This window comes from Mycobacterium colombiense, assembly GCF_001665835.1.
GTDB classification, from domain to species: domain Bacteria; phylum Actinomycetota; class Actinomycetes; order Mycobacteriales; family Mycobacteriaceae; genus Mycobacterium; species Mycobacterium colombiense_A.
On the sequence record NZ_LZSX01000041.1, the window covers coordinates 20,698 to 33,732 of the forward strand.

10 protein-coding genes are annotated in these 13,035 nt (G+C 60.2%); 2 read left to right on the forward strand and 8 right to left on the reverse strand.

All coding sequences use genetic code 11. The annotated features are described in order from the left end of the window. Positions 1 to 81: 81 nt before the first annotated feature. Both A5760_RS10645 and A5760_RS10650 read right to left on the reverse strand, forming a co-directional pair. Positions 82 to 885, reverse strand: a complete 804-nt coding sequence (locus A5760_RS10645; RefSeq protein ID WP_064880435.1) for a mycofactocin-coupled SDR family oxidoreductase — start codon at positions 883 to 885, stop codon at positions 82 to 84. Between the two features lie 426 nt (positions 886 to 1,311). Further along, on the reverse strand, positions 1,312 to 1,812 hold the full coding sequence (locus tag A5760_RS10650) for a universal stress protein (RefSeq protein WP_064880437.1): 501 nt from the start codon (positions 1,810 to 1,812) through the stop codon (positions 1,312 to 1,314). 250 nt (positions 1,813 to 2,062) lie between these two features. Between A5760_RS10650 and A5760_RS26080 the strand changes: the two genes are divergently transcribed. Continuing rightward, positions 2,063 to 2,305 carry a tyrosine-type recombinase/integrase gene (locus A5760_RS26080; RefSeq protein ID WP_419538235.1) on the forward strand — a complete coding sequence of 81 codons (243 nt, stop codon included), beginning with the start codon at positions 2,063 to 2,065 and terminating at the stop codon, positions 2,303 to 2,305. 261 nt (positions 2,306 to 2,566) lie between these two features. Here the strand turns inward: A5760_RS26080 and A5760_RS10655 are convergent, their stop codons facing one another. Both A5760_RS10655 and A5760_RS10660 read right to left on the reverse strand, forming a co-directional pair. Beyond that, entirely contained in the window at positions 2,567 to 3,928 is a 1,362-nt protein-coding gene (locus tag A5760_RS10655) for a hypothetical protein (RefSeq protein WP_082279420.1), read from the reverse strand. A 17-nt stretch (positions 3,929 to 3,945) separates the two neighbouring features. Further along, complete coding sequence (locus A5760_RS10660) at positions 3,946 to 5,556, reverse strand: S8 family peptidase (protein ID WP_082279421.1); 1,611 nt, start codon at positions 5,554 to 5,556, stop codon at positions 3,946 to 3,948. A 300-nt stretch (positions 5,557 to 5,856) separates the two neighbouring features. Here A5760_RS10660 and A5760_RS10665 point away from each other — a divergent pair, with 300 nt between their 5' ends. Further along, entirely contained in the window at positions 5,857 to 6,765 is a 909-nt protein-coding gene (locus A5760_RS10665; protein WP_155764287.1) for a hypothetical protein, read from the forward strand. A 556-nt stretch (positions 6,766 to 7,321) separates the two neighbouring features. On the opposite strand, the gene A5760_RS26085 is transcribed toward A5760_RS10665, so the two are convergent. The 4 genes from A5760_RS26085 to A5760_RS10680 all read right to left on the reverse strand — a co-directional run. Beyond that, on the reverse strand, positions 7,322 to 9,679 hold the full coding sequence (locus A5760_RS26085; RefSeq protein WP_082279422.1) for a metallophosphoesterase: 2,358 nt from the start codon (positions 9,677 to 9,679) through the stop codon (positions 7,322 to 7,324). Between the two features lie 212 nt (positions 9,680 to 9,891). Then, positions 9,892 to 11,130, reverse strand: a complete 1,239-nt coding sequence (locus tag A5760_RS10670) for a hypothetical protein (protein ID WP_064880443.1) — start codon at positions 11,128 to 11,130, stop codon at positions 9,892 to 9,894. A 165-nt stretch (positions 11,131 to 11,295) separates the two neighbouring features. Next, positions 11,296 to 11,862, reverse strand: a complete 567-nt coding sequence (locus A5760_RS10675; protein WP_231122601.1) for a TetR/AcrR family transcriptional regulator — start codon at positions 11,860 to 11,862, stop codon at positions 11,296 to 11,298. Between the two features lie 171 nt (positions 11,863 to 12,033). Then, a partial coding sequence (locus A5760_RS10680; protein ID WP_155764288.1) for an NAD(P)/FAD-dependent oxidoreductase occupies positions 12,034 to 13,035 on the reverse strand: 1,002 nt, incomplete at its 5' end.

Here is a 13,035-nt window from a genome sequence, read left to right on the forward strand (position 1 = left end):
AGTGCGGTTCAGGCGACGATCATCGGACGGCCGCGACGGGGCGCCCGCCTGGGCCGCGTGGGCGCCGTTCTCAGCCGTTCGTCAATGGATGCGCGCGCTGCCGCCGAGGCCGATCTCGAGCACGCTTCCGGTGATGACCCCGGGGTCGGTGACCAGATACAGCACGCCGCGGCTGACGTCCTCGGGTTGCAGCCAGGGCTGGGGTATCGGATTGGCCTTCGTCATCCGCCGCACCAGGTCGTCGGGGACGTCGTCGCTTCCGGTGGGCTGCACCATCGGTGTCTGGGTTGTGGTCGGACAGACCACATTGATCGTGATGCCCTCCTTGGCGACCTCCAGTGCGGCCGACTTCGCCAGGCCGATGACACCCCACTTGGTGGCGTTGTACGCGGCCAGCTCGGGGATGCCCATTCGGCCGCCCATCGAGGAGGTCACCACGATCCTGCCGAACCGCTGCTGCCGCATCACCGGGATAGCGGCCCGCAGGACGTGAAACGCGCCGGTCAGGTTCGTGTCGATCAGCTGCTGCCACACCACGTCGCTGACGTCTTCCAGTAGCCCGGTGCTGACGATTCCGGCGTTGGCCACCACGATGTCGAGGCTGCCCATGTCGGCGACCGTCTGCTTGATCGCGGCGTTGACCGCGGTCGCGTCGCGCACGTCCAGCGTGAGGGGAACGCAGCGCCGGCCCAGCTCTTCGACCAGCTTGCTTGTTTCTCTTAAGTCATCCTCGGTGCCCAGCGGATAGGTCAGGTCAGTCATTGCAGCTGGGGCGTCGGCGACCACGATGTCGGCTCCTTCGCCCGCCAGCGCCAACGCGTGCGCGCGGCCCTGGCCTCGAGCTCCGCCGGTGATAAAGGCCACGCGTCCGTCCAAGGCACCCATGGGGTAAAGCTACCAGCGGATAACACGGTTGCAGGCGGCTGGGTGATGCAGTGAAATCGATTGCTGTGGGCGAGGTTTCGGCATCACGTGAACCTGAGTTGTGGAGCCGATGACGGGAATCGAACCCGCGTATTCAGCTTGGGAAGTCGATTCAACGCGGATACTGGGGTCCGCTGGCGGTTGGCTGCAATGTAATTAAACACCGCAGTGACCTGCGACGATGCGGCTGTAGCAGTCTTCAATAGGTTGCTAGCGTTCGGGGCGGTTTGGGCGGGGGAGTTCCCGGGCTACTCGACATCGGTCGCCCTATTTGCCCCCAAGACTGACCCTCGTGTCGCTGGAACCAAACTGCCGCCAACGGAGACAAGCCCTGAGGCGAAGTTGGGCTGCGCGCAATGGCTGGCTGAAACGATTCTTAACGATGCCTCAGTCGGTGGTATGGACGAGCAGCACGTCGGTCTTCGCCCTGCGCAAGACGTTTCCGGGCACCGAGCCAAGCCACTTGTCGCTGCGCGTGCCTAGTCCCACGTTGCCAACCACCAACAGATCGGCCTTCACGTCCTTGGCGAGGTGGAACAGCGCATGCACCGGATCACCCCTAATGGGTCGCGCCTCGATATCCTTCGCCCCAGCCGCCCTGGCCCGCTCCCGGGCCTCCCGCAGGATCGCATAGATGGCTGCCATCCCGTGCACTTTGTAGTCCCCCTCGTTCCCGAGGGCGACCTCAGCGCGGCCATCAAGTACACGATCCGGCCGGGCTGGTCTTCCCCAGCCTCCCTTGTCTCCCTTTTCCAGATAAGACAAGTGCGCCATGGCGATAATCAACTTCGCGTTATTTTTCGCGGCGAACGCGGCGGCGTGGTCCACCGCACAAAACGATGTGTCCGAGCCATCAGTGCCGACCACGAGGGTCTGATAGGCGCTCATTTCGCTCCATCTTTGCTGTGAGCCCCCCAAAAGTGAGGGTGCCCACCAACGTGCGCCCTTTACACCTCCAGATAAGAGGCGCACCCGGGCGCAGCACCCACTGCTCGGCTCGGGAGCGGGACAGGCCGCTGCCGTCGATAGACGTGGCGGATGAGCTGCTGGATGAACGGCTTCGAGCTACTGAACGGCTACAACCTACTCGCCCGCAGTGCTGTCCCGGTACTGGCGCGATGTCGTCAAAGAGGGAGGGGTGCGGCATATCAAATTGCATGCCGCCCGGCACACGTGCGCGACGTTGATGCACTTGCGGGATGTCCCTGTGGCGGTGATCGCGGCGTGGATCGGGCATAAGGACGCCAGCCTGACCACGCGGCGCTACGCCCACAGCCAGGCCGGCGCGCTAAAGGCTGCGGGGCGACGTTGGACCGGGTTGTGTCAACCTCGTGTCACTAGTGGTGTTTCGAACGCCTTAGCACGGCGTTTGCGCTGGTAAATGTGGAGCCGATGACGGGAATCGAACCCGCGTATTCAGCTTGGGAAGCTATTTCCGGGTCCGAACTGGTGAACGAAAACGCCTGGTAGAAGCCCCGGCTAGCTAACCCAGATAGCAAGGCTAGCTGCAATTTAGGTACGGCTAGCGCACTACTCAGGTACGGCTACAGTACGGGCGCGGTACGCCTCAATTCGGGGTACGGACCGGGTACCGCGTGCGGCAGTTCGGCTACCCTCTGAACTGACTTTTCGTAATCCCTGCCTAGACGTGAACAGCTGCGGCGGCGACCGCGAGTTGGGCGAGGGCCAGTTTGCGGATGTCGGAGTGGGCGCCGGCGAAGAGCCCGCCCGTCACGTCGTTGATGACGTTGGCGGCATTCACCCGATGGAAGGTCCCGGCCGCGAGCTGATAGTCCAAGCCGCCTTCCTCGGGCATGATCAGATCGACATAGGGGTTCACGGCTTGGTAGCCGTCGGAGCCCATGCCCCCCCAGCGGCCCGCTGTCTCGGCTTGCGTGTCTTGTCCGGATAGGAACGAGGCTTTTGGATACCAGCGGCACACGGCCCAGTCATAGACACTGAAGGTGGCCACCAAGGGGCCGTGGACCCGATCGGCGAACTCGTGCAGTGCGCCCGATTTACCGAATGGGTTGTCCTTTGCGTGGGCGAATGACCAGTGGGAGAACGCGCCTTGGACTAGGAGTAGTGACGCGATGGGGCTCGCGTCTGAGCTGTCAATGCCGGCCAGAGCGAAGGAGACCAGGCGGGCACCAAAGCTGTGGCCGATCAGGTGGACCCGGACACCAGATGAATTTTGGTGCAGTTGGTCAAGCAGCGGTCCTAGCCCGCTCCGACCGATTTCGCCGGCCCGCGCTTTCATGACTGTGTACGAGAAGATTCGCACGACGTCCTTGGCGCCGTTGATGGCCGTGGCGAACCAGTCCCCGAGTCCTTGGGTCGCCGAGCCCGGCGGCGCGCTGCCGAAGATTTCGGCCACTGCCTGGTAGTCGCGCTTGGGGTCGGTGGTCCGCAGCAACGCAGTTTCACCCTGGTCCTCGACCTCGCCGTCGGGTTCGGGCGGCAGCAGCGACTGCAGTAGCCCGTTGAGCTCCTGTAGTCGTGACTCCTTGGCGGTGTCGGACTCGCCCGTGCCGACCACTGCCACACCCTCGTCGATCAGCCGGCCGATCTTCGTCACCGTTTCCTGCTGTGCGTTCTCGAAGCCTGGGAGCAGCGACCTGGCGATCTGCGCTCCGGACAGCACCGCTGCACCGGAACTGGCATCCTCGATTGCGCCGTTCCCGGCCTGGGTTGATCCAGCCTGCTGGGCGGGTGTCGCCGGTGTGTCCGGGAACCACAGTGAGGGCCAGTAGATGCCTGCGAACCCCAACTTGCCCATGCCGTCGACGCCGTTGGCTGCTTGTTGGATCAGTGGGAACATCGCGTTGTAGAGTTCTCGGGCGCTGGTCTCCGACGTGCCCCAACCGTGGCTGAAGATGAACAGGTCGGTGATGCCCTTATCAGCGAGTTCGCCAAGGAATGTGGCGCAGTCGGGTGTCGTGAGCTTGCCCTTTTCGTTGAACACGAGGTCCCACACCGGCTCTCCTGTTGCTAGTTGGTCCATGCTGGCGGCTCCCTTCGTTAGACGTTGGCCAGCATCCGCATCGCATCAACCAGGCCGGCACCCTGCGCGTACCGTTCCCGGCCGAGGTCGGTTGCGCTTTCGGTGAGCAGGTGCTTGACGTGGCGCGGCCGGCCGATAAATTCCGGGCGGACAGACAGAAACGCAGCGATGACGCCGGAGACGTGGGCGGCCGCCATCGATGTACCCGACTGTTCGGCGTAGGTCAGGAGGTCGTCGGTGCCGCCCGCGGGTGACGTCGGCTGGTTTAGTCCCGCGTTGGCGCGGACCAGACCGGTCGCCGCTGAGGCGATCCACTCACCTGGGGCCACGACGTCGGGTTTGATCCTCCCGTCTAGGGTCGGGCCTTTGCCCGAGGTCCAGGTGACGCCGAAGGCGTGCGGTGCATCGCGGTGGGTCGATCCCACGGCGATGCAGTCTTCGGCGTGTGCAGGCTCGGTAATTGAACCCATGACGGCTGAGGTGTTGGCGGAGTCAGCGGTGGTGGTGCGTGCCCCGAAGTTGCCTGCGGAGACGACCACTACCACCCCGGTAGCGACGAGCTGGTTGACGGCCTGGCAGAGCGGGGACTGGCCGGCCGCGTACTGCTCGGGGTGCCACTCACAGCCCAGGCTCATGTTGACCCCGTGCACGCGCAGAACCGCGGGGTCCAGGTTGACCTCGGTGCGCAGATAGGTGAGGGCTCGGATGACCGCGCTGCATGACGTTACCCAGGTGTTCTGGGGGGTGCGGCGCATGACTTTAAGGCTCACTAGTTCACACCCAGGGGCCATCCCGGACATCGTGCCGACCCGGGATCGTGTCACGAATCCGCCGTCTTGCGGATCCTTGGATAGCGCGACCCGCGGGTGGCTGTCCGCCGGGTTGCAGCCCGAGATGATGCCTGCGACGTGGGTGCCGTGTCCGTTCTCGTCGACGAGTGCCTGGCTCGGCGTGCTCGTCCCCGTCGACTCGCCGGGTCCCGGGGGAACGCCGGGCGGGAGTACGAGGTAGCTGAAGTCTCGGTGCAGGTTGCTGGTCAGCCCGTAGGGCAGCGCCTCGCCGCGACCTTCTTTGTAAAGTTCCAGTTCACGAAAATGGGGGTGACACGCGTCGATCCCGCTGTCGATCACCGCCCACACGATTTTGCGTCCACGCGCGTCATATGCGCGCCAGGCCGCGTCCGCCTTGACGGTCGGCGCGGAACGATCGATCTGGGGGTCCAGTGTGTAGTCCGGCCAGGCCCTGAAGATTACTGGTGGCCCGCCGGTCTCGACGACGTTCCGCTGATCGCGCGCTATCAGCTCGCGAAGATCCGCGCGGGAGAGCACGCATTGATACAGCTTCGCCGAGATGTAGGTGAGGCCAGGGGGAAGGGGTGGATCGACAAGGACCGGCACGGGGTCTTCCCAGTGGGTGCCGGCGCGCGCAGCGAAATCCGCCCAGAGTCGTGCGAGGGCTTCGCGCACAGCGCGCAATCCGCCGGGGTAGGTCACATTGATCTCGAGCAGGATGGGGACCTTCTCCTCGGGCTCGATTCGGCGGCCGTGCTTGTCCTCGCCTCGGCCGTCCGGGGGAAGTTTGAGGCTGTCGACGATCGGCGACCGGAAGCGTGCCTCAGATTCGTCCATTGCGCCTGTTCTCCTCATCGTCATCGCAGACGGGAAGTGACATGAAATCGTTGAGTTTTGCGACCTGCGCTAGCTATTTCTACTTCTTGGTAACCTCGGGAGCAAGATTCTGTAGCGCGACTAGGGTGACTCACGGTGGTCGAGTTCGGCACAGGCTGATCAGCCGCCCCCCACGCCGGGCTACGAACCGACCGCCGAGCAGCTGACGAAGATTTGTGGGATTGTGAAATCCTTTACGCAATTGCCTCGTCTGTTGCGCTTCGTTCTGCTATTGTTGCGCTGGTATTTACTGAGCCTATCGTGTCGTTTGGCGGTGTGGTGGATGCATTTGATTTCGTGAATGACCCAATTACTGCTGCACAGGCGGAAATCGTCAGAGAACTACTTGGTGACCAATGGTCTGAAAAGGCTCGTGACGGCTTCTTAGTAATTTCAGGTCGATTCGTTGATTCGTTTGGCAATTATGAGCGAACTGAGGAACTCGCTGCTGTCTTCTGCACCGAATCAGCGGTGGGAAGAGTCGCCCTGCGCCGAAGTTTGGAAAAGCTGCTCGATTTCGTCGGAAGCTTACAAAAGTTCGAACAGGATTACCCCGTCCTCATCAACGATCCGCAGCTGGGTTCGTTGCCGGCCTTTCCGCAGTTGCCAGTCCTCGACATTGACAAAATAACGCCGACCCTGTACCGAGCAATGGACTCGAAGGCTGTCGTTTACCCGACGAAAGAGCCCATACGAGAGTTCATTTCGCGTGAGGGCAGGCTCCCTCCCGCGCCTTCCCTGACGGGACTGATCCTGAGGGCCAAGCCCAAGATCCATTGGTGCTCCTATGAACGGTATGACAGCCCGTCGGCTACGGCCTCCGCGCTTCAGATTCTGCAGGAGTATGGCAACGACTGCACTCTTCGAGCCACCCTGCCGACAAAAGGCCTCGATGATTCTGTTTTTGTCGCATTTAATGGCGACACTGAGTATACCGACCAAGCGTCTAACAGAAATTTGTTTCGCCGGTTACGGTGGTGCCGCAAGTATAAGAAAATATATAAATTCGTTGGATACTTTGTCGAACTGAAGACCCAAGATCACCCCGAGCTTCCCGGAGGGGGATTACAGGTGGGCGTGGTGGGCAGTCCCAAGGTATTCAAGCTAGAAGAATGGAACAGTGCAGAAAGCTGCTGGTCTATTATCTGGAACGAGCCAGCTTCGATTTGATGTTTTGCTGGTGCGCCGCCCGCGCAATGCGTTTGGATGGCGCTCGCCCACACACGATCGAGGGGCAGAAACGTCGGCAAAGATTCCACGTAGGGCTCGGCTGGATTGAGGACGATCCCACTGTCGCGTCGTTCGCGCACCAGTCATTTCGGGACTCAACGAGAACATGCCGAAGATCTACGGTAGCGGCTGTCGGGAGCAGTTCATCCGAACGATGTATCTACGCCGACTGTGGTCGACCTTCGGGATGAATCTACGATCGGTTGCCGCTTGGAGGCGCAGCCTGCCGTGAACACGCCACCCTTGCCGCCGCGACCCACCGCTCCAGCGACCAACGTTATGAAGCTGAACCCGGCTGTAGGCGAGTAGCTGCAGTACCGGGTGGGGGCCCGGGGTACGTGCGAACTGTTCGACCATTACAGCCCCAAGACGGGGTCATCTACGGCGATTAACACGCCGACGCCAGGATGACACCCGAAAACAGCACGGGTGCGGTCTATGCCATAGCGTAAGTAGGAGCAAGACTGTTTTGAACATGAGAGCTGGCTGAGTCGGACTAGCCTTTTACTGTCCGGCGAGCGATAGTTGCCCACTCGGCGTCCGGAGCAAACGAGAGTTCGCGCCATTCGATCCGCAGAAATTCGGTAGCCGGCTGTCGAAGTTGGCGGAGCAATTCAATTATCGCGTAGTGATTTGATTGCGAATGATACAGCTCCTCCTTTGAGACGCCAGTACTGCCGCATCCAGAAATAAACAGCGGCCGTGGCGCATCACTTTCGTCGAAGCGATCTAAAATGAGCGATTCTCTGAATTGCGGCATATGTTTGTGCCCGTGCATAACCAACGAGACACCAAATTTCTCGAGGCGCTTTTCGACCAGACCGGCGTCACGAACGGTTGACATGTCAAGGAATACGTCACCAGCACTTCGCGCCGCTAATGGCTCCGGATAAGGCAGCAGATGGTGATGCATTACAGCGAATAGTAGTCCGGTTGACCCTTTCAAAAGGGATGTAACGTGTTCGAGCTGAGCCCGTCCGACGAATCCGTAGTGGTGCTGATCATCCTCAAAAACACAGCTATTAAGACCCACAAATGTGACATCGCGATGCTTTGCGAAGTAGATTATCTCGTTGGCTTTTGGTCTTACCCCGTTTATTTGAAAATTCCATTTGATCAGCGGAAATCTGTTACGGAATAGCTCTTCACCGTAAAACTCCCGCGCAAAGGCCAAATAATCATCAAAGCGATGAGTCGGGTCTTGCTTGGCGGCAGCCCAATTAACGTCATGATTACCGGGTACCATCACTACTTGATCCGGCCGGATTCCGAGAGTGCTACATGTTTCAGAAAGAAAAGCGCCGAAAAGCTTGAACTCATTTTGTGTTGCCGTGTAGGTCAGATCACCTGAGATCACGACAACTATGTCGTCGGAGGAGCAGCTGCCACGTTCCATGGCTCGATTCATCTCGTCTATCATCTCTAGGCTCAGCCGTCGCGAGTTCTCACTGTCTTCAAACCTATGCATCTCTACAGGTTTCGACCCTTTGCCCGGCTTAGAGCCGAAGTGTATGTCTGACAAGTGAAATATCAGCTTCGGCCCGCCAACGGCGTTAGCAAATCGAAGGTTAGCACCGCTCAGTCTCGGTGATTCAATGTTTAATAGCGCCCGAGAGCTGCCAGCTGCGTCGAAAAGTACTTTGCTTAATCGATCGGCAATTTCTGAATTTATGCCAGCGGCGCCGAGTAGAAGTACTTGGTCAGCCGTTGACTCAAGTTCGACCGGCCCCGCCCCACTATCGATTGCACGCCTGGCATGTTCATAAGCAGAGCTTTCGTATCCCAACGCGAACGAGGCCTCAGCAAGAACGAGCTCGGCCCAAAAATCCCCGACAAGAGAGGGGTCGCTCGGTAGTAATTCGTATAGCTCTTTATAGAGGGCTAGCCCGGCGTCGCGATTATCGGTTGCATTAGCGATCAGCAGGGTGCCTGCATAAGCAACGCGCAGGTACAAGCTAGCAGGAGACGAGACAAGTCCGCGTTGATAACAACTCAGAGCTTCCACATACTTTCGCTCTCTTTTATAGATGCCGCCTAACATGCCAAGCGCCTCGGGATCGTTCGGATTCAGCGTCAAAGCACGATTGAGTTCGTCTATTGCTGCGCCATGATCGCCAAGCTTTCGGAGATAGAATCCGCGCTGACGGTGAACCTCATAGTCGTCTTCAGCCCGCGGATAGCCGGCTTGAAGTGCATCCGCTGCCGACGCGAAGTCGCCGACATCGGCAAGCTTAGATGAAAGTTTTAAGAGCCCAGATGTGGGTGGAGATGGGAAGTTTTTTGCCCAATGCCATACCGCCACAAGTTGTTCTACACTGCTTGCTCGTTCGATCTTGTGATTGAATTCCTGTTCAAATGTCGCTTGATCGGTGGTGGGGTTGAGGGACAGACCCATCGACTCGAGTGTCTTACGTAGACGACTAATTGGTTCCGGCTGTTCAGCCGAAAGTGCGCTAGTCAGCAACATTCGAAATCGCTCATCATTATGATATTGTCGCTCGTAGAAGAGTACACGCTGAGCCGCAATATCGAAAGGTAGGACGGTTCCTCTTATGGCCACCAGTATCGTCCGACCTGGGGATATCGCTTGGCGAACCCCTAGCTCGTAGTAAACATTTCCATTGGGGCTGCTAACGTCCGCTACGACGACATCAGAGTTCATTAAATATTTGAACGCTTGGTCAGTGATATCACCGGTCTCAACAACTTCGTCAACTCGTAACGCAGCGTAGCCTGCGTCAATCGCCAAAGGACGGAGTAGTTCATAATAAAAGCTATCGAAGTTGTGCAGTTCGCCGTTTTCCAGTGCTCGGACGCCGAACGGCATGATGACAAACAGGGACTTCGGTGTCATTGGTCAAGCGTAGACCTCTGGGTCTGTGTAGGCCGACACATTTTTGGAAAACGTGGCTCAACAACCTTACCCCCGGAACGGTCGCGTGGGTGGTCGCGGCTTAGGGATTTCAACCCACGCCCTCCCGCGCTTGGTTGATCTGTCGGCCCGATGGCAGCGCTAGACGCTATCGACGTAAGGTTGTTGCCGGAGAACGTAATTCGTATGCGAAACTATTCGTAGGGGTCATCGTCGGAGTCTTCGACCTCGTCTGGATCCTTCGTCTCACCGCTTTCGATCTCGCCGCACAGCCTCAATGCATGGTCCTGCAGCGTCTTGGACCTCGCGGTAAGGAAGCGCTCGTAATCGTTGCTGAGCGCTGCATCAAGGGCTTCTTCCGAAACAAGACAAGATTCGAGGCGCGACAGGAGCTCCTCGCGGCCGTCGGTCGCGATGATCTTGCTGAGATAGTCCTTCGGCGAAGAGTCCTTGATCGCTATGTTGCTTACAGATGTGAGCAACACGATGTTGGCAACCAGATTCGGTTGTGCCCCTGGAATTTCTCGTGCAAGGTATGCCTGCGGGAAGAAGTGGTGGAATTCCTTATCATTGGCCCAAGCGAGGGACTTGCCTGGGTCGATGCGTTGCCCGTTCAGAATGTCTCGCGGATCAGTCTGCGAGAGCATCAGGGCCACCATCTTTGCGGCCGCTGAGTTTGATCGGAAAAGTTTTACGCGCCATAGCTTTTCGTTAGAAGTCGTCGTGCTGATGTCGATCTTTGCATGATGGCCGCTTGCCCAGTCCGCGATTGCCGTCAAGTCTCTGGCCATCTGACCGGTGTTCCAACCGCCAAAGTATCCGGCCAATGTGGTGCGCCAGAACCACTTTCGGATCTCAGCTAGTTGAGCTCCGTCAGGGGCCGGTGCTCTGCGATAGATCTCGCAGAGCACTGCAAACTGATTCGCGTAGGGGAGCGCCTCGTAGCGTGGCACCCCGACTTCAGTGGCTAGGAAGTCGCATGCTCGTTTGGACGATTCCAGTGTTGCCGCAACGGCCTGCTGCAACTTCTCTTCGGTATGTTTCCGAAGATCGTCGATGCTCTCGACGGTGAAGTTGCCGCCGGCAGCCGAGCTGAGGGCACGAAGAAACACCTTCTCATCAAGGCCTGAGAATTGCTTCGGCTCGATTGCGACGCGGATGTCGTCGACGGCGCGGCCGAGATCGAAATCAGTACTCCATGTGGCGGCGCGCATGAGGTCGAAAATCGTGAGCCGCGTGCCAGTAGAGTTGATCCGCTCAAACACGGGTGCAACGTCTTTCAGCGACATGTCCCCGAGAGTTACCAGTGGGACACGGTAATTTGTGAAGCGATTGAATAGAACGTCGGCCGTGGCCTTCTGTTCTTCATCTTCAATTGGGAAAACGCGCTTATAGAACTCCGACGGATCGGCCAGACGCCCCAGCGGGATCACAAAGGTGTTTGCGGGCCAATTGATTAGTGTGGCAACGGAATTGGATATATCACCGCCAGGCCACGGTGCTTGGCGGGTTCGAGTCCGACGCGTCACATGCAGAGGCGAGCGGCTTATCGCCGCGGGCGGGGCTGCTGTGCCGGACCTCGTCGCATTCCGGCTGCGCTAGCCAGCCGGACAGATGCCGCGCTCGAAGGTCCGGGTGATCAGTGGTGCGACGGTGTGTCGCGGCAGTGCGCCGGCCATGGCTTGCTCACAGCCTTGCAGGATCAATCCGTAGAGCGCGTGCCGGATCCATATTGGGCTGAGGTCCGGGTCGAACACGCCCTCGTGTTGTCCGCGTGTGATCAGGTTGAGCACCAACTCATACGTCGGGGCCTGGGCCGGTCGGATATCGCGCAGCACCGCCGGGTCACCGAAGAGGAAGACCAGTCGTTCACCGATGGAGACGGCTGCGGTAATGAATCGCCGCATCGCCTCGAGAGCTGGTCCGTCGTCGGTGGCCGCCTCGTCCGCCGCTTCAGTGACCACGCGAATCGCATCCAGGGTCGCTTCGTAGATCAGCGTCTCGCGGTCGGCGAAGTAGCGATGCAGCGTGGTGCGGCCCACCCCGGCCACCGTAGCGATCTCCGGCATGGTGGCCGTCCGGTTCGCGGCCAGCGCAGAAGCCGTAGCAGCCAGGATCGCGGCTCTGGTGCGCGTTTGCACACCCGAGAGCTGCTTTGTCGACACGACGTGATCCTAGTCTGTCCGGAATAGAACGTTAAAATTCCGTAGTAGAACGGTTATGTTCGTTTGGGGCGGATCTCAACCAGGTTGGTACTAGCGGGGTTGATCCGCATGACGGCGTCCTCGACACCGAGGGCCGGAGCTGTTCAACCATGGCTGCCGTAAAGGCTCGGGTCAGAACGTCCTTCTGCTGGCGAGGTAGGAGTGGACTGCGGAGATGACCACGGATCCCTCGCCGACGGCCGATGCCACCCGCTTGACGGAGTCTGCGCGCACGTCACCGACGGCGAACAGCCCGGGTATCGACGTGGCGAAGCTGTCATGGGTGAGCACGAAGCCCTTGGCGTCGAGGCCGACACCGATGTCGTGCAGCCAGGTGGTGCAGGGGTCCGCGCCGATCATCAGGAACAGTGCGGCCGCGTCGAGTCGTACGTCCCGGTCGCGGGCGCGGTCGTGCCAGGTCAGCCCGCTGAGCCGGCCGCTGCCATGGACCGCGGACAGTTCGCAGCGAGGGTGCACGGTGATCCGCTCGTGGTGGGTCAGGCGCTGCGCCAGGTAGTTCGACATGGTGTCGCGCAGGTCATCGCGGCGGATCAGGACGTGGACGTGGCCGGCGTTTCGCGCGAGAAACAGGGCAGCCTGGCCGGCGGAGTTGGCGCCCCCGACCACGACGGCGTTCCGCCCGGAGACCAAGTTGGCCTCCAGTTGGCTTGCGGCGTAGTAGACGCCACGGCCCTCCAGATCGGCCAGGCCAGGCAGGTCCAGGCGCCGGTAGCGAACGCCGCTGGCGATGATCACCGCTGAGGCGAGGAGGTCGTACTCGTCGTCGAGCCGCACCCGAAACCCGCCGGGCACCTCCGACAGCCCAGTGACTGAGCGGGGTGATAGAAGCCTGGCCCCGAACTTGACCGCCTGCAGCATCGCCGCCCGTGCCAGTTCAACCCCGGACACGCCGCGGTAGAAGCCGAGGTAATTCTCGATCCGTGACGAGCTGCCGGCCTGGCCGCCGATGGCGACGTCCTCGACGACGACCACGTCCAGTCCCTCCGACGCCCCGTACACAGCAGCGGCCAGCCCCGCCGGTCCGGCGCCCACCACCAGCAGGCCACACCGCGAATCGTCGGCGATGCCCCACAGGTCGATTCCCAGCGCGGTTGCCAGGTCACGTGTGGTCGG